General features: G+C 60.2%; 10 protein-coding genes and 1 pseudogene. 5 read left to right on the top strand and 6 right to left on the bottom strand.

Features of this window, described 5'->3' with window-relative positions; genetic code table 11:
* Positions 1 to 14: 14 nt before the first annotated feature.
* Positions 15 to 3,326 (bottom strand): SusC/RagA family TonB-linked outer membrane protein, encoded by a 3,312-nt coding sequence (locus J4862_RS01120; protein WP_211788913.1) that lies wholly within the window; start codon positions 3,324 to 3,326, stop codon positions 15 to 17.
* A gap of 794 nt (positions 3,327 to 4,120) precedes the next feature.
* Positions 4,121 to 6,709 (bottom strand): ATP-dependent chaperone ClpB, encoded by a 2,589-nt coding sequence (clpB, locus tag J4862_RS01125; protein WP_211788914.1) that lies wholly within the window; start codon positions 6,707 to 6,709, stop codon positions 4,121 to 4,123.
* 838 nt (positions 6,710 to 7,547) lie between these two features.
* Here clpB and J4862_RS01130 point away from each other — a divergent pair.
* The 5 genes and pseudogenes from J4862_RS01130 to J4862_RS01150 all read left to right on the top strand — a co-directional run bounded on the left by J4862_RS01130 (position 7,548) and on the right by J4862_RS01150 (position 15,589).
* Positions 7,548 to 10,529: pseudogene (locus J4862_RS01130) on the top strand (SusC/RagA family TonB-linked outer membrane protein).
* Between the two features lie 23 nt (positions 10,530 to 10,552).
* Entirely contained in the window at positions 10,553 to 12,088 is a 1,536-nt protein-coding gene (locus J4862_RS01135) for a SusD/RagB family nutrient-binding outer membrane lipoprotein (protein WP_211788915.1), read from the top strand.
* A gap of 28 nt (positions 12,089 to 12,116) precedes the next feature.
* Positions 12,117 to 13,271, top strand: coding sequence for a glycoside hydrolase family 18 (locus tag J4862_RS01140; protein ID WP_211788916.1), 1,155 nt, complete (start codon positions 12,117 to 12,119; stop codon positions 13,269 to 13,271).
* A gap of 15 nt (positions 13,272 to 13,286) precedes the next feature.
* On the top strand, positions 13,287 to 14,480 hold the full coding sequence (locus J4862_RS01145) for a DUF1735 and LamG domain-containing protein (RefSeq protein ID WP_211788917.1): 1,194 nt from the start codon (positions 13,287 to 13,289) through the stop codon (positions 14,478 to 14,480).
* A gap of 80 nt (positions 14,481 to 14,560) precedes the next feature.
* A complete protein-coding gene (locus J4862_RS01150; protein ID WP_211788918.1) occupies positions 14,561 to 15,589 on the top strand; it encodes a discoidin domain-containing protein in 1,029 nt (342 codons plus the stop codon).
* A gap of 344 nt (positions 15,590 to 15,933) precedes the next feature.
* On the opposite strand, the gene J4862_RS01155 is transcribed toward J4862_RS01150, so the two are convergent.
* The 4 genes from J4862_RS01155 to J4862_RS01170 all read right to left on the bottom strand — a co-directional run bounded on the left by J4862_RS01155 (position 15,934) and on the right by J4862_RS01170 (position 20,268).
* Positions 15,934 to 16,410: a phosphohydrolase gene (locus J4862_RS01155; RefSeq protein ID WP_211788919.1), complete on the bottom strand. Its 477-nt coding sequence runs from the start codon at positions 16,408 to 16,410 to the stop codon at positions 15,934 to 15,936.
* 900 nt (positions 16,411 to 17,310) lie between these two features.
* Positions 17,311 to 17,679, bottom strand: a complete 369-nt coding sequence (locus J4862_RS01160) for a DUF6122 family protein (protein ID WP_211788920.1) — start codon at positions 17,677 to 17,679, stop codon at positions 17,311 to 17,313.
* A 628-nt stretch (positions 17,680 to 18,307) separates the two neighbouring features.
* Positions 18,308 to 19,945, bottom strand: coding sequence for a chaperonin GroEL (groL, locus tag J4862_RS01165; protein WP_211788921.1), 1,638 nt, complete (start codon positions 19,943 to 19,945; stop codon positions 18,308 to 18,310).
* A gap of 53 nt (positions 19,946 to 19,998) precedes the next feature.
* Positions 19,999 to 20,268, bottom strand: coding sequence for a co-chaperone GroES (locus tag J4862_RS01170; protein ID WP_211788922.1), 270 nt, complete (start codon positions 20,266 to 20,268; stop codon positions 19,999 to 20,001).
* Between the last annotated feature and the right edge of the window lie 16 nt (positions 20,269 to 20,284).

Genomic DNA, 20,284 nt, shown 5'->3' on the forward strand with positions numbered 1-20,284 from the left:
TGTAGGGTATGTCATTAGAGTCCGACCTTGAGCGTGAGGGTGAACTGGCGTGGCGTAGGCGAGGCCACCCCACCGGTGTTGAAGAACTCAGGATCCTGTCCGTTGAGCTTCTTGTCGGCGTAGAGCAGGAGCAGGTTCGTCGCCTGCAGCTTGACCGAGGCGCTACGCAGGGGCGTGGTCTTGAGCATGCGGCTGGGCAGATCGTAGCTGAGCGAGATCTCCTTCAGACGGATGAAGTCACCCTTAGCGATGCGCGCCGTGGAGTAGTTGTAGCCGTTGTAGGCGTAGCGCAGGTTGTTGTTGCTGGCGTACTGACGGCGGCTCAGGATGGCGGGGACGTCGGTCTTCTGCTCATTGCCCGCAGCCTGCCAGCGGTTGACGAAGTCATGCGTCATCGAGGCCATGTCGCCGTAGTAGGCACGGAACTTGGGGTCGAGGCGCACGACGTTGCCGAAGGCATAGGTGAGGAAGATGTTTAGGTTGAAGCCCTTGTAGGAGAAGACATTGCCCAGAGATCCCGTGTGCGTGGGGTCGGTCGGGCCTTCGTACTTGAGGAAGTCGGTCTTGTTGCGCTCCTGGAAGTTGATGTTGTCTGTGGTGACCTGACCCTTCTCATTGATCAGCTGAGGGATCCCCTTGTTGTTGAGCCCAGCGAAGGGGATGGAGAAAAGGGCACGTGCGGGGTAGCCCTTCTTGGCGAAGCCATTCCCGCTGACGAGCTCGATGACCTGACCCTGGTTGTAGAGCTTGGTGATCTCGGAGTGGGTGTAGGAGTAGATGAAGCTGGTCGTCCAGTTGAAGTCCTTCGTCTTGATGTTGCTCGAGGTGATGCTCAGCTCAAGACCGCTGGAGTTCATCTCCGCGACGTTGGCAGGACGGATGACCGTACCGCCGATACCCTGCGTGATCATAGGGCCCATCTCGTCGAAGTTGCGGCGTGTGTAGGCGTCGAAGGAGAGGCTGAGGCGATCCTGCCAGAGCCCAGCATCGAAGCCCACGTTCAGCTCGTTCTTCTTCTCGTAGGTCAGGTCAGCGTTCCCCAGCTGCTCGATGCCGATCCCTGGCTCCTGGTCTTCGGCGAAGAGGCGGAAGGGGGTGTAGGACTTGAGGATGGTTGTAGAGCTGCTGTAGCTGGGGTCGGGAGGCGTCCCCGTGAGGCTATAGGAGAGGCGCAGCGTCAGGTGCGACAGCGGGTCGAGGTGACGGAAGAAGGACTCCTCGTGCACGTTCCACGCTCCGGAGACGTTCCATGTGGACATCCAGCGCGCGTTGCTGCTACGTCCCAGCTGGTTGGATCCCTCGTAGCGGTAGGTACCGTTGAGGACGTAGCGACCGCGCCAGGAGTAGGTAGCGTTGCTGTAGAAGGCTACTGTGCGGTAGTTGGTGTTGGTGAGGCTGTAGTAGTTGTTGCCATCCTCTACCTGCTTCTTGAAGTACTGGTAGGGGTAGAAGGGCGTCTCCCCTGCGGAGTACTGGAGCCCCCAGCCAGTGAAGGCCGTGCGGTGACGCTGGATGTTGGTCGTCTCCATCCCGCCGAAGAGGTTCAGCGTGTGGGCGTCGAAGGTGCGGTTGTAGTTGGCCGTAGCGCGGAAGTCGTAGTTGCTCATGCGGTTCTCGCCCTTGTGCATGAAGCCACCGTTGGGCAGTACCGTGCTGGGCAGGTCGTAGGGGCGGTCTGGATCGCGGTAGAGGTACTTATTGCCCTCGCGGATCACGCTATTGGGCATGGCGCGGTAGGCCATGGCCTGATTGGACTTGTCGCGGACGTTGTGCTGCTGCGAGGCGGCCGTGTGCTTGAAGGCACCGAGCAGCGTGAGCTCGAGGCCGCGCAGGGGCTTGAAGCGGAGCTCGGCCTGGAACTTGGCATCCAGCACGTCCAGGTCGATGTAGTTATTCTCCAACTCGTTGAAGATGTTGAAGGGAGCGTAGTTCGCGGTGTAGTATTCGCGGGGGTCAAGGACACGCGAGGTATTGGTGGCGTAGGAGTAGGGGTTGATGTCGAAGTCGCGCTTGACCTCACCGCCTACAACGTCTACATCCTGCCCGAGGGTCCCTGGGGCACGCTGATTACGATAGGAGGCACCGCCGATGATGTTCAGCGAAAGGCTCTTCAGCAGGTGCTGCGTGACGTTGACGTTCGCCGTGTAGCGCTTGACCTGGCTCTGCTTGTACCACCCTGGATCGATGAGGGCGGAGGCGGAGGCGTAGTAGTTACTCTTGGCCGTACCGCCGCTCATGCTCACCGAGTGGGTCTGCATGATGGCTGGGGTGAAGAGCTCCTGGAACCAGTTGGTATTGCGGCGCTCGGCACGCTGCAGGTAGGCGTTCTCCGCCTCCGTGGTGTTGTCAAGCATGAAGCTGCGGGTCTTGGGATTGTAGGTGTTGATCAGCTCATACATCTTCCCGTAGACGCCGTAGTCGCTGCCGTTGAGGACCTCGGCGAAGTTCAGCCAGCCCTTCTCACGCAGCTCGCGGTAGATACCCATCTGCTGCTGCGAGTTGAGGATGTCGAAGTTGCGGTAGCTGGGGATGAGGCGGCTGGTGTACTCACCCGTGTAGTTGAAGTGGGCCTGGCCCTGCTTCCCCTTCTTGGTGGTCACGACGATGACGCCGGCCATGGCGCGTGCCCCGTAGATGGAGGTCGCGGAGCCGTCCTTCAGTACCTGGAAGCTCTCGATGTCATCGGCGTTGAGCCCAGCGATGGCGGAGCTGATCAGCGTCTCGGGATTCCCTGACGCCAGGTCATCGGCACCGACGTTGGAGACGTCCTCCATGATGACGCCGTCGACGACCCAGAGGGGCTTGGAGCTCCCGTAGATCGAGGTGGCACCACGGACGCGGATCTTGGGCGCTGTCCCGAAGGTCCCTGAGACGTTCTGCACGGAGACCCCTGCGGCACGCCCTTCGAGGGCGCGGGCGGCGTCGGGTACCCCGTCGAGCTTCGCCTGGTCGCCGCCGAGCTTGGCGGAGGCTCCGGTGAAGAGGCGCTTATCGACCTTCGTCAGCCCGGTGACGACGACCTTGTCGAGGGTTTTGTCGGCGGGCTCGAGGACGATCTTCATCTTGTCCTTGATGTGTACCTCCTGGGTGAGGTAGCCGATGTAGGAGATGCGCAGGGTCTTGGAGCCTGCGGGGACGGTGAGCTTGAAGCTCCCGTCGAGTCCTACGGTGATCCCTACCTTGCTGTGCTCCTTGACGACGACGGAGGCGCCGACGGCAGCCTCGTTGTCGGGCGCGGTCACGACAGTCCCAGTCACGGTCTGCTGTGCCAGTGCAGGCAGCAGCCCGAGGAGCAAGGTGAGAAAGAAGAGGGTAAGTTTCTTCATTCGTGCGTTGGTCTGAGATTAATGTATACTGCTAATTAAAGGTGATGAGCGACCGCCCCCTCTCTCGAGTGGTGATCGCTCATCGCTATATCTATGCTTAGGGCTAGGTCTCAGTGTGTCTAGGGCGCTCCCGAGGGGGCGTGTCAAGACCTATCCGGGAGGGTGCAGGGATAATGGGGAGGAGCTATCACCCGAGTCGGGCAATAGCCTACGCATTCGTCCATGCAGGTGTGTGCTTAGTTCCTTCAACATTGCTTGATTCTGTGCCCCTAATCGGGCAGGTGGTGGCCCTTTATTTGGGCTTCACGCTACAAAACTACACAAAACTACCGAATAATAGGTACACCCAAGTCTTCACGCCGCGCTTAGCTCAATTGCTCTAAGTGGCCCGCTTGCCTAGGGCTTAGCCTCCGCCTTATGCCTCTAGGGCGGAGGCCTTTTTTGCTCCCCCCGCGAGCCCCTATGGGATCGGGTTGAGGAAGCTGCCGAGCGGCGAGCTGCTAAGGCTAAGAATGCTGCGGCTAGATCTCCTCGCTCCCACGCAAAGCGTGCTCGCTCCCTTCTGGGCTCCTGCGCCTACTCCTTCGCAAAGCTCTAGGGGAGCAGGGCGAAGTGCTCCAGGAGACTGCTCGAAGGGGGATGCCCGCCTTGCTCAGAGGCTGCCCCCCTGCGCTGGTCAGCGTGGGGGAGCAAACAAGGAACCCCGCTCTGCTAGCCTCGAGGCTAGACGGAGCGGGGTTCCCCACAACAACTAACTAACTATATAAATAGGATTCCCGCGCGCGGGAGCGGCCTTAGCGGAAGACCAGCTTGCCCTCGGCTGCGTCCAGTGTGATGACGCTGGCGCGGTCGACAGCCCCCGAGAGGATGCTCTTGGAGAGCTCGTTGAGCACCGTGTGCTGGATGACACGGCGTACGGGGCGCGCACCGAATTCAGGGTCGTAGCCCTCGGTAGCGATCCACTCGACGGCTGCGGGCGTGTAGTGCAGCTCGATGCCGTTGGTGGCCAGCAGGCGTGCCGTGCTGTCGAGCTGCAGGCGTACGATCTGGTCGATCTCGCGACGGCGCAGCGGGGTGAAGACGATGGTCTCGTCGATACGGTTGAGGAACTCAGGGCGTATCGTGCGCTTGAGCATGTCGAGGACGAGGTCACGTGTCTGGTCGATGGCCTCCTGCTCCTTGCCCTCCTCGAGGTGGCTGAGGCGCTCGCGGATGAGGTCGGAGCCCATATTGCTGGTCATGATGATGATGGTGTTCTTGAAGTTCACCAAGCGACCCTTATTGTCGGTCAGTCGACCATCATCGAGGACCTGCAGCAGGACGTTGAAGACATCGGGGTGCGCCTTCTCGATCTCGTCGAAGAGGACGACGGAGTAAGGCTTGCGGCGTATGGCCTCGGTCAGCTGACCGCCTTCGTCATAGCCTACATAGCCCGGAGGTGCACCGATGAGGCGGGTGGCGGAGAACTTCTCCTGGTACTCGCTCATGTCAATACGCGTCAGCATCGTCTCGTCATCGAAGAGTACCTCCGCCAGAGCCTTCGCCAGCTCCGTCTTACCGACCCCCGTCGTGCCGAGGAAGATAAAGGAGCCGATCGGGCGCTTGGGGTCCTGCAGCCCTGCACGGCTGCGGCGTACGGCGTCGGCTACGGCGGCGATGGCCTGCTCCTGCCCGATGACGCGCTTGTGCAGCTCGTCCTCTAGGTGCAGCAGCTTCTCACGCTCGCTCTGCAGCATCTTCCCTACGGGGATCCCCGTCCAGCGGGAGACGATGTCGGCGATGTCCTCGGCGCCTACCTCCTCGCGGATGAGGGCGCCCTCGCCCTGTGCCTGGCGCAGCTCGTCCTGCACCTGGGCGATCTCACGCTCCTTGTCCTTGAGTAGGCCGTAGCGGATCTCGGCTACGCGGCCGTAGTCGCCGGACTGCTCGGCCTTGTCGGCCTCGTAGCGCAGCTGCTCGATGTCGATCTTGGCCTGCTGGATGCGGTTGATGAGCTCCTGCTCGTGCATCCACTTAGCCTTGTCGCCTGCCTCCTGCTCCTTGAGCTCGGCGATCTCCTTGTTGAGCTGACTGAGCTTCTCCTCGTCCTGCTCGCGGCGTATGGCCTCGCGCTCGATCTCGAGCTGGGTGATGCGTCGCCCGATCTCGTCGAGCCCCTCGGGGAGGGAGTCGATCTGCATACGTAGGCGGGCGGCAGCCTCGTCCATGAGGTCAATGGCCTTGTCGGGCAGGAAGCGGTCGGTGATGTAGCGGTCGGAGAGGCGGACGGCAGCGATGATCGCATCGTCCTTGATACGCACCTTGTGGTGGTTCTCATACTTCTCCTTCAGCCCACGGAGGATGGAGATGGAGCTGGCCTCGTCGGGCTCATTGACCATGACCATCTGGAAGCGGCGCTCCAGGGCCTTGTCCTTCTCGAAGTACTTCTGGTACTCATCGAGGGTCGTGGCCCCGATGCTGCGGAGCTCGCCACGGGCTAGGGCAGGCTTGAGGATATTGGCGGCGTCCATAGCCCCCTCACCCTTACCAGCCCCCACGAGGGTGTGGATCTCGTCGATGAAGAGGATGATCTCGCCCTCGCTCTTGGTGACCTCGGTGACGACGGCCTTGAGACGCTCCTCGAACTCACCCTTGTACTTCGCCCCAGCGATCAGCGCGCCCATGTCGAGCGAGTAGACCTGCTTGCTGCGGAGGTTCTCGGGGACGTCGCCACGTACGATACGATAGGCGAGGCCTTCGGCGATGGCGGTCTTACCGACACCAGGTTCCCCGATGAGGATAGGATTGTTCTTGGTGCGGCGCGAGAGGATCTGCAGCACGCGGCGTATCTCGTCGTCGCGGCCGATGACGGGGTCTAGCTTGCCCTCACGTGCCCGCTGGCAGAGGTTGATGGCGTACTTGCTGAGGGAGTTGTACTGCTCCTCGGCGTGCTGGCTGGTGACGCGTCCGCCCTTGCGGAGCTCCTCGATTGCTAGGCGCAGCTCCTTGGTCTGTACACCGAGGTCGCTCTTGAGGAGGCGGGCCACGGGGCTATCCACCTCGACGAGTGCGAGGAAGAGGTGCTCGAGGGCGACGTACTCGTCCTTCATCTGGGAGGCGATATCCTCGGCCTTGTCCAGTACCTTGTTGGTCTCGCTGGAGAGGTAGGGGTCGCCCCCCGATACCTTGGGCAGGGCGGCGATGAGCTTGTCGGTAGCCTCCTCGAGGCGAGGACGGCTGACGCTGAGCTTAGCCAGGAGGAAGTCCACGAGGCTATCGCCTAGCTCAAGCAGGCTCTTCAGAAGGTGGGCAGGCTCGAGAGCCTGCTGGCCCTGGCGGCGAGCCAGCTCGAGGGCTGACTGCAGGGCTTCTTGGCTCTTGATCGTATACTTGTTGATATTCATATTCGCTGTCTGTTTGCTTGTTTTATGCTCTTGTTCGTACTGCTCGTACACCAGGACTAGGGCAAGCTGTGTGCCGTATCTTGATGTGGTGACATAATGGCTTGTTTTGGCGGATATTCTGCTGGTTCAGGCTTTTGTTTATGACATAATGGCTGTTTTGTGTCGCTTGGGAGGCTTTGTGCACCTCATCGCAGCGCTGCTGAGGGGACGAAGTGAGGGCGGTGACTGCGTTGTGGGGCAAGCGCTTGGTGCGGAAGGCGGTCGGGGCTTGGGCTAAGGGGCGTGCGGGGTGAGGCTCTAGCGGGAGAGGCTGAGGGAGGGGACTGATGCTGGCGCTAGTTGGCTGGGCCTGCGGTGAGGGATATCCCTCGGCGGGCTGACTGATGTCCCTCAGTCGCCTGATGGGCGTCCCTCAGAGGACTGATGGATATCCCTCAGCTGGGGCGTCCCTTCGCTCTTGACCAGGGCCTACGCTTGTCTGCCTAGGGTGGGCTCTGTGGATGGAGGAAGGGTGGGGGAGGAAGGGCCTCGGATGAGGCGCGTCGTGTAGTGCATCGCCCAGAAGAGGCTGGCTGTGCTGCCCCTCTGGGCGGCAAGAAGTGCTGTGTATGCTGCTGTAAAGATATACATAAATAGGTTACGCGCGCGAGGGTGGTGCGCTGGGAGGCTCGGAGTAAGGGGTGGGGAGATTTGTCAAACTATGTAAAGGTTTGGTCACGAACCTTATTCCTCGTATCTTTGGGCTCGGCGTCTCCTCCCTACACTAGGGGGCGTCCCTAAGGTGGAGTCAGCTTACGTATCTCAGTTTTATCATATGAAGAAAGTATTACTATTCCTCATGAGCCTCCTGCTCTGCGTGGCCTCGGCTACGGCACAGGGTAGGGCGGTGAGCGGTATCGTCAAGGATGCTGCCGATCATGAGCCCCTGATCGGAGCCTCGGTGAAGGTCAAGGGAGCAACAGGACAGGGTGCTGTGACCGATATCAATGGTCGCTTTGCCCTCAAGGGCGTCCGCTCGGGCGCTACGCTCGTAGTGACCTACATCGGCTATACCACCAAGGAAGTCGTCGTGGGCAACCAGGCTGAGCTCGTCATCGAGCTGAGCAGTGCGGACAAGATGACGGAGGCCGTCGTCGTGACCGCCCTCGGGATCAAGCGCTCGCAGAAGGCGCTTAGCTACAACGTCCAGGAGGTCAAGAGCGACGCTCTGACGACCGTCAAGGACGCTAACTTCATGAACAGCCTCAACGGTAAGGTGGCTGGGGTCAGCATCAACGCCTCCTCCTCGGGGCTCGGTGGTGCTACGCGTGTCGTCATGCGTGGGCCTAAGTCCATCTTCTCCGGCAATAGCGCCCTCTATGTGGTAGACGGTATCCCCATCATCAACACCAACGGTGGTGCTACCGAAGGCCGCTTCGGCGCACAGCCCAAGGGGGAAGGCATCTCGGACATCAACCCTGATGACATCGAGTCCATCAGCGTCCTCTCCGGTCCTGCCGCTGCTGCCCTCTACGGTGCGAGCGCTGCCCAGGGGGTCATCATGGTGACCACCAAGAAGGGTAAGGATGGCCGCGTGTCGGTGATGCTGTCCAATAGCAGCAGCTTCTCCCGCCCCTTCGTGATGCCTCGCTTCCAGAATCAGTACATCAACTCTCCAGGCGATAACAAGAGCTGGGGCGATGAGGCTGCTTCTCCCTATGGCACCTTCAACCCCGCTGACTTCTTCAATACCGGGTCCAACATTCAGAACACTGCTTCGCTGACCATCGGTAATGCCAAGAACTAGACCTATCTCTCCCTTGGGACGACCAATGCCGCTGGGATCATCCCCAACAATAAGTACGATCGCTACAACTTCAGCTTCCGCAATACGACCAAGTTCCTGGACGATAAGCTGACGCTTGACTTTGGCTTCAACTACATCAAGCAGGGCGACCAGAACCTCACGGCTCAGGGTGAGTATGACAACCCCATCGTACCCCTCTACCTCTTCCCTCGCGGGGAGAACTTCGACGGCGTACGCACCTTCGAGGTCTATGACCCCACGCGTAAGATCTACGTCCAGAACTGGAACTACGGGGATGCCTACTCCATGCAGAACCCCTACTGGATGACGCGCCGCATGCTGACGACCAATAGCAAGAACCGCTACATGGTCAACGCCTCGGCCAAGTGGCAGATCGCCGACTGGATCGACCTGACGGGTCGTGCCCGCGCCGACGTCGCCAACAGCTTCGACCAGGTCAAGCGCTACGCCTCGACCTCTACGCTGCGCGCAGTATCGCCCTACGGCTTCTACTCCTATAATAAGAACAACAACACGGCGCTCTACGGAGACCTGATGGCCAACATCAACAAGAAGTTCGATGACATCAGCCTCTCGGCCAACGTCGGTATCTCTACCAACCGCAGCTACTACGATGCCCACGGCTTCCAGGGTGGTCTGCGCTCCATCTCCAACGTCTTCGACCCCAACCAGATCGCCTATGAGCAGGGCGGGAAGCAGGCGCCTATCTACGGCGAGACCTCGCACGTGACCAACTCGGCCTTCGCAAGTGTCGAGACGGGCTGGCGCAACATGCTCTTCCTCACCCTCACGGGTCGTAGCGACTGGGACTCCGCCCTCGCGTTCACGACGGGGAACCCCTTCTTCTACCCCTCGGTAGGTCTCTCGGGCGTCATCTCGCAGATGGTCAAGCTGCCCGACTGGGTCAACTACCTCAAGACGCGCGTATCGTGGGCTAAGGTGGGTTCGCCTATCCCCGCACAGCTCTCCTCGCCTTTCCGCTACGAGTTCGACTCCTCGACGCAGAGCTACAAGACGGTGACCTATAAGTTCCCCGAGGACTTCAAGCCTGAGCTGACCTACTCCTGGGAAGCTGGGGTGACGGGTAAGTTCTTCCACAACAAGCTGAGCGTAGAGGCTACGGTCTACCAGTCCAACACGAAGAACCAGACCTTCCTGCGTCCGCTCTCTGCTGCTGGTGCTGGCTACGATAGCGAGTACATCCAGGCCGGGGACGTCCGCAACCGCGGGATCGAGCTCTCCATCGGCTGGACGAGCCAGCTTGGCAAGGTCGAGTGGTCTACCACGGGTACCTTCAGCGCGAACCAGAACCGCATCGTCTCCCTCCTGCCCGATCCTAAGGCTACCATCGAGAAGGGTGGTCTCTCGGGTGCTGGCATCTACCTCCGTCAGGGTGGTACGATGGGTGACGTCTACACCAATACCGACATCCTGCGTACCCCCGAGGGGCTGCCTGATGTCAGCTCGGGCAACATCAAGCCTACGACGCTCTCCACGCCCGTCTACAAGGGCTCAGTACTGCCTGATGCCAACCTCGGCTGGGTCAACGACTTCACCTGGCGCGGCCTCAACGTCGGCTTCATGATCACGGCACGTCTGGGCGGTATCGTCCTCTCGCAGACGCAGGCCATCCTCGACGAGTACGGCGTATCCGAGCACTCTGCTAAGGTGCGTCAGGCTGGTGGGGTAGCCGTCGGCAACGGTAAGATCTCGGCGCGCGACTACTTCTCCGTAGTCGGTGGCTCCTCGCCTCTGTGGTCGGAGTACATCTACGACGCGACCAACGTACGCCTGCAGGAGGCTCATCTCGGCTATACGATGCCCAAGAAGCTCCTCGGCGATAAGGTCCGCCTGACGCTGGGTCTGACGGCGCGCAACCTGCTGATGATCTACAACAAGGCTCCCTTCGACCCCGAGCTCACGGCCTCGACGGGTACCTACTACCAGGGCTTCGACTACTTCATGCTGCCTAGCCTGCGTAACCTCGGCTTCAGCGTTAAGCTCCAGTTCTAAGCTCCTCTAACAACATGTATCTTATGAAGATCAATCATATCAAGGGGCTCGCCTGCATGAGCCTGGCGCTCGCCCTGGCCTCCTGTACGTCAGGCTTCGAGGACATCAACCGTCCTGGGGGGAAGCTCGACAAGGAGTCGCTTGGCCGCGAGAACTACAATATCTCCTCCTTCCTCATCCAGCTGGAGAACGTCTCCTTCCCTGAGCAGGAGAATGACTACCAGATGAACTTCGACCTCATCGGGAACTACCTCGGCCGCTTCTTCACCTACGCCAACGACGGCTTCACCTCGAAGAACTACGCGCGCCTCAATGCTAAGGCGGGGTGGATCAGTGCTGCCTTTGGCCCTCTGACGAAGGCCAAGAGTGCCTTCGCTGAGATCGAGGGCCTAGCCAAGCCCGAGGAGCTCAACTATAACTGGGCGCTTATCCTGCGTGCGCATGCCTTCCTGATGCTGACGGATAAGTTCGGCCCGATGCCCTTCGGGCTCGACCCAAAGAATCCCTCGGCCTACAACAGCCAGGAGCAGATCTACAAGCAGCTCATCGCTGACCTCACGGTCGCTGCTCGCAACCTCAAGGCCTTCGCCCTGGCGAATCCCTCGGCGCGCGTCAATGAGGCGGCTGATAAGATCTACGGTGGGGACTTCTCCAAGTGGTATCGTCTGGCCAATTCGCTCAAGCTGCGTATGGCCGTGCGTATGCGCTACGCTGCTCCTACGCTGGCTAAGCAGTACGCCGAGGAGGCTGTCGCTGATGGTGTCATCGAGAGCGCTGCCGACAACCTCTACATGAGCTACACCCCTCGTGGGCTGTACAAGACCTCTGTAGAGTGGGGCGATAGCCGTGCTGCTGCCGACATCGACTCCTACATGAATGGCTACAACGATCCTCGTATCAGCAAGTACTTCGCGGCTCCTGCCGAGGGGGCTAAGCGCACCCTTCAGGGCTGTCTCGCAGCTGCTGAGATCACGTCCAAGAATAAAGCGGATGCGATCTACTCCGCAGCCGTCGCTTCGCCCAACTCCCGTGACCCCTGGCTCACGGCTGCCGAGATGTGGTTCTGCCGTGCAGAGGGTGCTCTGGCTGGCTGGACGGGCATGGGCGCTACGGTACAGGAGGCCTATGAACGCGGCGTCAAGGAGTCCTTCGCTCAGTGGGGTGTGGATGGCGCAGTCTCCTACCTGCAGAGCGAGCGACAGCCTGCTGCCTACACGGATGCTGTCGGTGGCTTCGGTCGCGACATGTCCGCAGTGAGCACCATCACGCCCAAGTGGGACAGCAGTGCCAGCACTGAGGAGCAGCTCGAGCGTATCATCACGCAGAAGTGGATCGCCCTCTACCCCAACGGGCAGGAGGCTTGGTCTGAGATCCGCCGCACGGGCTATCCCAAGGTCTTCGACCTGCCCGTCGATACGGGTACGGGCCTGCAGGTGCCGAACCGCATCCCTTACGATCCCAACGAGCAGACGCGTAATGCCGCTGCCTACCGTGCAGGGGTAGCCCTCCTCGGTGGTCCCGACGACTACACGACGCGCCTCTGGTGGCAGAAGAAGTAACCTCTCCCAAGCACAACGATTAAGAATAATGAAGACTAAGAATATCCTAACGCTTGCGCTTGGGCTGCTCTCGCTGGCCTCTTGCAGCAAGTGGACCGACATGGAGATTCAGCACCCGACGAACCTCACCGAGTCCAACCACTCGGAGGAGTACTATCAGCAGCTGCGCAAGTACAAGGAGAGCGATCACCAGATCGCCTTCTCCTACTACAGCGCCTGGACTGGTGTCGGGGTGAACATGCAGAGCTCCCTTATGGGGCTCCCCGACTCCGTCGACCTCGTCTCCCTCTGGGGAGGCTGGCGCAATCCAACTGAGGCGCAGCTGGCTGACCTCCGCGCCGCACAGTCCAAGAAGGGCCTCAAGGCCATGATCTGCTTCCTCGTCCTCGATATGGGTGCTGGCATCACGCCCGACCCCACCGCCGAGGAGAAGAAGGCGCTGGCGAAGGATGAGTCCTGGACGCATAAGTACTGGGGCTGGTCCACGGCCTCGACCGACGCAGGCAAGGCGGCTCGCCGTGCTGCTGTCGTCAAGTACGCCAATGCGATCTGCGACCTCATCGAGAAGTACGGCTACGATGGCTTCGACATCGACGCCGAGCCCAACTATTCGCACCCCTTCGGCACGAACTACGAGCTCTGGCGTACCGACGTAGAGAAGGGCGTACCTACGCTGATGACGCTCTTCGTCGAGACCCTCGGGAAGCGTATGGGCCCTCTGGCGGAGACCGAGGCTGGACGTAAGCGCATCCTCGCCATCGACGGTGAGCCCGACGCGCTGCCCGCCACGCACGCCAAGTACTTCAACTACTTCATCATCCAGGCCTACAACAACTACCAGTCCACGAGTAACCCGCACTTCCGCAACGCCCTCACCAAGTTCAAGGACGTCATGAGTGCCGAGGAGATCTGCAAGAAGAGCATCTTCGTCGTGAACTTCGAGTCGGGTGCTACCAAGGGTGGTGAAGTCGGCGAAGGGCAGATCCTAGCCTTCGCCCTGCAGAACCCCGTCGTCGATGGCGTCACCTATCGCAAGGGCGGTGTCGGTGCCTTCCGCGTCGACCTCGAGTACGGCATCAAGACCCCCGACGTCGTCAATGGTATCGACATGTCGCCCGTCAAGGGGCTTTCCTACCCCTGGTGGCGTCGTGCTATCCAGCTGATGAACCCTATTATTAAGTAGCCAAGCACAGCAAGTATGAAGATCAAGTATACGCTGCTGGCCCTTGCAGCTAGCACGGCGCTCCTCGCCTCCTGTCAGGATGCGAAGCTGAGCAGTCAGTCCGATAGAGCCTACATCGCCCAGACGGCGACGCAGGCGGGACGCATCGGCTCGATCACCCTCGGTGAGGATGGCGCGAGCATCGACCTCAACGTACGTCTCTCCGACGTGCAGACGGGCGACCAGAGCTACACGCTCGAGCTGAGCCAGGAGGCCCTGGATCAGTACAACAAGCGCAATAAGACCAGCTACACGCTGCTGCCCGCAGCACAGGTGACGATCCCCGGCTCGGAGGTCGTCATCAAGGCGGGCTCCGTCTTCTCGGATCCTCTGACGGTCAAGCTCAAGCCTCTGACCACGGAGCAGAGCAAGAGCGGGAAGAAGTACGCTGTAGCCTTCCGCCTCACGCCTAAGGGGGGCTCGCTCCCCGTCGTCGAGGGTGCTGATACCTATGTCTATGGGCTCAAGACGGTGACCGTCACCACGGCTCCTATCCTCGGTACCTACAAGGGTCAGTATTACAAGGCTAAGGCTGTGGGCCTGCCTGTCGTCGAGCTCCCTCGCTTCACCATCGAGATGCGCGTCAATATGAATGGCTTCAGACGCAACAACCAGGCGCTCTTCGGCTCCTTCCACTCCGGCAGCGAGATCTATATGCGCTTCGGGGATGCCAACCCGCCCTACAACTACCTCAACATCAAGTTCGGGGCAGGGGGACAGATCGACCGGACCTTCGATGGCGCACAGCCCAACACCTGGTACCACATCGCCCTCGTCTACGATGGTGCTCAGGCTAGACTCTACGTCAACGGTGCTCTGATCACCACGACGGATAAGCCCGCAGGTCGTGTCTTCACCCTGGCTGAGACGCTGCACATCGCTGGCTCGGGTATGACCTGGTTCGTCAATAGCTGTATGTTCAGCGAGCTGCGCATCTGGAACGTCGTCCGTACGCCCGAGCAGCTCAAGGACAATGAGTACGTCGTCGATCCTTCGACCCCAGGCCTGCTCCACTACTGGCGCATGGACGAAGGTCAGGGCCGCGAGTTCGCCAACTCGGTTAAGGGCATGCCTTCCCTCAAGGTCATGGACGGCTACGACAAGGATCAGACGCCCGTCTGGGTCAGCAACGTCCGCTCCGACGGTCAGGGCACGACGCGTGTCCCCTAGTTTTTTCTTCGCCTAGAGTCCCTCGGCTGGGCTCGATGAGTTCCCAGCCGAGGCTCTAGACGCTATTAGGTATTGTTACAATGAAGCAAAGCATCATCTATACGCTGGCGCTGATCACCCTCGGGCTGGGTAGCTGCCAGAAGCCCTTCGAGCTGGACTCGCCACTGACGCCCAGCACCGAGCAGTCGAGCTCTAGCTCTTCGCTCGCCTACCTCAAGGCTGCGGACCTGGACTATAGCTCTAAGCGCGAGGTGATCTCCGTAGCACAGCACGGCGATGACCTCTCCGTCTTCGGGGATCAGCAGGTCTATGTCTATCTCTCCAAGCCCGCTACCGAGGACGTCCGCGTCTCGCTGGCTCTGGACCGCTCGGAGGCTGCACTCGAGGCCTTCACCAAGGGCCTCACTGAGAACCCCGGCTACAAGATCGCCGAGGAAGGCTACGCCAAGCTCGAGAACGCCGAGGTCGTCATCCCTAAGGGGCAGCTCAAGAGCTCCAAGCCCGTCCTCGTCAAGGCGGGGGCTAAGTACGCCGAGCTCTCCAAGGCTACGGCTGGCTCTGAGTACCGCCTCATCGCCCTGCGCCTGGATAAGGTCGCCGAGGGTGTGGCTGCCCCCAGCAAGGAGCGCGCCCGCCTCTTCCTCCCCGTCGAGAAGGAATACACCAATATCCTGATGGACCAGGAGGCTCCTAAGGGCTCGAAGGTAGATGTCAATCTCCTCGACTACGAAGTCTCTAGTGCCTACACGGGCTACGGCAAGGAAGCGCTCTACGATGGTACGGGTGACTTCTGGTACGCTGCCTTTGGCGACCAGGCTCCTTGGTTCTCCGCTACGCTGCAGAGCGGCACGCGCAAGTTCACTGGCGTACGAGTTAGCGTACTCGTGAGCTACTTCGCCATCGCTCGCGAATGGACGATCTACACGACTACCGACGGTGAGACGTGGAATGCTCAGGGCGTAGTCCAGGGCTACGAGATCAACCAGAAGGGCGATGTCACCATCCACTTCGTATCGCCCATCGTGGCTAAGGGCATCAAGCTCGCAGCTACGCGCCGCGGTCTGAGTGGTTGTGCCGTCAAGGAATTCGAGCTCTACGCCCAGGACTAATCCTCCTGCCTAAGAGCTAAGCAATAAGGAGCGCCCCCTCGCTGCACTACCGCAGTGAGGGGGCGCTTCCCTTTTTCCCTTTCCTCCTTCTCTATTTCTCCCTTCCCTCTCCACTCACCCTTCGTTCTCCTCGCTACAGCGAGCTCTCCTCTCGCTATCTAAGTCCTTACCCCTTGGCTCTCCCTTACGAGGTGCAGTACTCCTTGTTCGCCCTTCGCCTTCCCATCAGTGTGCTCGGCGGAGGCACGGGCGGCGAGATCAGCAGCGTCGTCGTCCTCCACCACATCTTCGCCCATTGCTGCATCGGTAAGTTTAGGGCAGCCGTTCAGCGGCGACGAGACGTGCTAGCGAGAGGAGTGAGAGGATAGATAATCGTACTCACGCTCATAACGCTCGCGTCTGGTGAGGTCCTTTGGTGAGGGGGAGGACAAGCGCGAAAGGTCCATGTTGTGACGGAGGTCATGCAGCTTAACCGCTCTCGCTAGAGGATGCTCCCCTATGGCCCGAATATACGAGCCCCTATCGGGGGAATTGTGATGATTGAGTAGCTGTAGTGCTGTGGCCAATTCCTCCCTGTCTTCTTTTCCTAAGCTTTGTTGTGCCTCTTTTTCCAGTAAAGCAAGGGTCTCCTCTACTGTGTGAGGAGTATCCTCACTGGCGTCATGGAGATAACCCACGACTTGCTCTTGCCACCTTCGCCCCATAGCGGCAACCGTAGAGAGATGCCCCTCGAAGTAGTCCAGCCCAGCCTTATCGACCTGCCCCTTATGCAAGCGCCTAGCTAGCGCTGCTGCTGATGTTATCCAAATGTTCTTCTCCATAGATCAACTTTTCTTAGGAAGCACTGCGATGAATGATGAGCGTAAGGCCTTAGGGACGACACCCAAGGCCATTGTTTTTATAGCGACAAAGGGTATCCCACTCGTGTTGCAGGGCACCGAGTGCTTCCGAGTAAAGCCCAGTATCTCCTGCTCGAGCTCGCTCAGAGGGCACTATTGGGATCAGTTCCCTATTCCGTGGGAATGTCCTAAGCCTAATGTGTGATGCTTATTCGTGGAGTCGCAGGGGAATTAACTCATCCGCTTGTCAGTGCTAGCAAATATAGGAATAGAAATCTATTACCTCCCCCGAGAAGGGATGTAGCTCCCAATCTACACCAGCGTTACACCCGAATAGACAAACTTCTGGTCTTTACCTTGTATTATGCTCATCGACCAGTAGGAGCCAGCTAACAAGTAGCAGCGAAAAGGGGAAGACGCTCACCGCGACCACCTTCCCCTTTTCTTGGAGCCTTCTTCCTTAGCTGCATAAATGCCACCTATCCTAAGGGCTAGGCTCGTTAATACTGCATCTCTACTACCCCTCTGAATACCTACACACCAAAACTAGGATACGTACACGTCGAAGCGAAGCTAGCAAGGCAGCGCGAGATAAGTCCTGCGCCAATGAGCCCCGCACAGCAAGAGAAGGCCTCCGAGGGGTATCAGTCAGCGCGCTGAGGTACGTCAGTCAGAGGGCTGAGCGATAGCAGTCAGCTCCGTGAGGGATATCCCTCGCGGAGCTGGAGCAAGGCAGTCAGTTTGCGGCAGCAGGCTTGTCGCCTTGGGGTAGGGCTGCCTGTCATTGGCTGTAGGCCTGTTCGTCTTTTGTAGAGGGGCTGGGGGAGCTTGGGGAGAGGCTGGAGGGGCAGGCCATCGAGGCGGGCTGGCGGGGTGGGGCGGCTAGAGGGAGAGGCGGCCGTCGAGGAGGCGCCAGAGGACGAAGTCCTGCCAGTCGGTCAAGATATGGAAGCAGAGGCCTACGCCCAGCACCCGCAGCCACCACGGCCATCCGAGGCGCTCGTAGGGCAGCACACAGAGCAGCGCGTATAGCAGCACAAAGGGCCAGGAGTGCAGCAGGTGGAAGCCCACACTACAGCGCTCAGGGTCGAAGATTGGCCGCACCAGCAGATGATCGAGGTCGATCGCCATCGTCGCGAGCAGCAGCAGATATACACGGAGGCGTGAGCGCTGGGGCCACAGCGCGGCTAGGAAGTAAGGCGCGACGAGGTGCAGCCCGTAGTGGGCGAGGAGCTTGAGTAGTGGGAGCATAGAGTGTGGCTATTGCTTAGGCTTCATGCCAAAGATACGTAAGATGCACCATAGCGCTGAGCGGGCGACGCTCTTTGCCTAATGCTTAGGACTCGGAGGACGGTGCGTAAGATCTGCCACAGCGCCGAGTCGGGAGCACTGAGGGAGCTTGAGAGACACGCCTTCTCACCCTTTTTCGTACGCTACTAAGCCCCTTGCGCGTCCTAGAGAAGTAAGCCGTCTAGCGCCTCGGGATAGGGCGGGCTGTAGGGGGCTTGCCTCGGAGTATGGCGCTGGGAGGTGAAAAGGAAGAGCTTAGCTAGCTTGTGGAAGCGTGCCTCGGGATAGGGCGGGCTGCAGGGGCCGGCCTTGGAGTGTAGCGCTGGGAGGTGAAGAGGGAGAGCTTAGCTAGCTTGTGGAAGCGCGTCTTGGGATAGGGTAGGCTGCAGGGGGGCTTGCCTCGGGGGGAGGGACTTGGGGTAGATGCGGGAGGGGCTTGCTCTGTCTGTTGGCTTCCTTTATCAGCCGTGTAGCAGCCCTTACCTTATTATAGGGATAGGAAGAAAGCAGCGCCGCGGGCGCTCGCAGAGGCCTCGGGAGAGGACTAGGCGAGCGCCCGCGGCGCTTAACAGTTAGGGGTGGGGAGGGACTACATCATGCCGCCCATACCCCCCATAGCGGGGTTCATGGCTGGCATAGCAGGGCCTTCCTCCTTCTTGTCGGCGATGACGCACTCGGTCGTGAGGAACATGCCCGCGATGGAGGCGGCGTTCTCCAGAGCGACGCGCGTGACCTTAGCAGGGTCGATGACACCTGAGGTGTAGAGGTTCTCGAACTTGTCCTGACGCGCGTTGTAGCCGAAGTCACCTTCGCCATCCTTGACGCGCTGTACGATGACAGCCCCTTCCTTACCCGCGTTGGCCACGATCTGGCGCAGGGGCTCCTCGATGGCGCGGCGGATGATCTCGATACCCGTCGTCTCGTCGTCGTTCTCTCCGACGAGGCCTTCGAGGGCACGGACAGCGCGCAGGTAGGCCGTACCGCCCCCAGGGACGGTGCCCTCCTCGACGGCAGCACGCGTAGCGCTGAGCGCGTCATCGACACGGTCCTTCTTCTCCTTCATCTCGACTTCGCTGGGCGCACCTACGTAGAGGACAGCTACGCCACCAGAGAGCTTCGCGAGGCGCTCCTGGAGCTTCTCGCGGTCGTAGTCGGAGCTGGTGTTAGCAATCTGAGCCTTGATCTGAGCTGCGCGCTCGCGGATAGCCTCCTTGTCACCTGCGCCGTTGACGATGGTCGTATTGTCCTTGTCCACGCTGACCTTCTCGGCCTTGCCAAGCATCTCGAGGGTCACAGCGTCGATCTTCAGGCCCGTCTCCTCGCTGATGACTACGCCGCCCGTGAGGATGGCGATGTCCTGAAGCATGGCCTTGCGGCGGTCGCCGAAGCCAGGAGCCTTGACGGCGCAGACCTTGAGGCCGCCACGCAGGCGGTTCACGACGAGCGTAGCCAGCGCCTCGCTATCGATGTCCTCGGCGATGATCAGTAGGGGACGACCCGTCTGGACGGTCTGCTCGAGGATGGGAAGGATCTCCTTGAGCGTAGAGATCTTCTTGTCGTAGATGAGCAGGTAGGGGTTCTCCAGCTGCGCCTCCATCTTCTCGGAGTTCGTCACGAAGTAAGGGGAGATGTAGCCGCGATCGAACTGCATGCCCTCGACTACCTCTACGGTCGTCTCGATGCCCTTAGCCTCCTCGACGGTGATGACGCCCTCCTTGCTGACCTTGCGCATCGCCTCGGCGATGAGCTGGCCGATCTGTTCGTCACCGTTGGCCGAGATCTTAGCCACGTGCTCGATCTTCTCGAAGTCGTCGCCGACCTCCTGTGCCATGGAGCGGATCTCGCTGACGATCTTGGCCACGGCCTTGTCGATACCGCGCTTGAGGTCCATGGGGTTGGCCCCTGCGGTGACGTTCTTGAGCCCGACGCCGATGATGCTCTGGGCGAGGATGGTGGCGGTCGTCGTGCCGTCACCTGCATCGTCGTTGGTCTTCGAGGCTACTTCCTTGACGAGCTGAGCACCCATGTTCTCGAAGGGATCCTCTAGCTCTACCTCCTTGGCCACGGACACGCCGTCCTTGGTGATGTGGGGTGCGCCGTAGGTCTTAGAGAGGATGACGTTGCGCCCCTTGGGGCCGAGGGTTACCTTGACGGCGTTAGCCAGGGCGTCTACGCCACGCTTGAGGCTCTCGCGAGCCTCTATGTCGAATTTAATTTCCTTTGCCATGATCTTGTATGCTTGGATAGCTGTGTACTTCTATGTGTCTGCTGTGCTGGGGGCTAGAGCGTAGCGAGGACGTCGGACTGACGCATGATGAGATACTTCTCACCCTCGTGCTCGATCTCGGTGCCCGCGTACTTGCCGTAGAGGACGGTGTCGCCTGCCTTGAGGACCATTTCCTCGTCCTTGGTGCCGCCGCCGACGGCTACGACTTCGCCCTTGAGGGGCTTTTCCTTGGCGGAGTCGGGGATGATGATCCCGCTGGTGGTCTTCTCTTCCTGTGCAGCAGGGCGTACGAGGACGCGATCTGCCAGTGGCTTGATGCTCATAGTCTGTATTCTATTA

Source organism: Porphyromonas sp. oral taxon 275, assembly GCF_018127745.1.
In the GTDB taxonomy this organism is placed as follows: domain Bacteria; phylum Bacteroidota; class Bacteroidia; order Bacteroidales; family Porphyromonadaceae; genus Porphyromonas.

What these genes read in the sequence shown, in the direction of transcription:
- J4862_RS01160 (WP_211788920.1), bottom strand. Translation starts at nt 17,679, where the DNA reads ATGCTCCCACTACTCAAGCTCCTCGCCCACTACGGGCTGCACCTCGTC.
- J4862_RS01135 (WP_211788915.1), top strand. Translation starts at nt 10,553, where the DNA reads ATGAAGATCAATCATATCAAGGGGCTCGCCTGCATGAGCCTGGCGCTC.
- clpB (WP_211788914.1), bottom strand. Translation starts at nt 6,709, where the DNA reads ATGAATATCAACAAGTATACGATCAAGAGCCAAGAAGCCCTGCAGTCA.
- J4862_RS01155 (WP_211788919.1), bottom strand. Translation starts at nt 16,410, where the DNA reads ATGGAGAAGAACATTTGGATAACATCAGCAGCAGCGCTAGCTAGGCGC.
- J4862_RS01145 (WP_211788917.1), top strand. Translation starts at nt 13,287, where the DNA reads ATGAAGATCAAGTATACGCTGCTGGCCCTTGCAGCTAGCACGGCGCTC.
- J4862_RS01140 (WP_211788916.1), top strand. Translation starts at nt 12,117, where the DNA reads ATGAAGACTAAGAATATCCTAACGCTTGCGCTTGGGCTGCTCTCGCTG.
- groL (WP_211788921.1), bottom strand. Translation starts at nt 19,945, where the DNA reads ATGGCAAAGGAAATTAAATTCGACATAGAGGCTCGCGAGAGCCTCAAG.
- J4862_RS01150 (WP_211788918.1), top strand. Translation starts at nt 14,561, where the DNA reads ATGAAGCAAAGCATCATCTATACGCTGGCGCTGATCACCCTCGGGCTG.
- J4862_RS01170 (WP_211788922.1), bottom strand. Translation starts at nt 20,268, where the DNA reads ATGAGCATCAAGCCACTGGCAGATCGCGTCCTCGTACGCCCTGCTGCA.
- J4862_RS01120 (WP_211788913.1), bottom strand. Translation starts at nt 3,326, where the DNA reads ATGAAGAAACTTACCCTCTTCTTTCTCACCTTGCTCCTCGGGCTGCTG.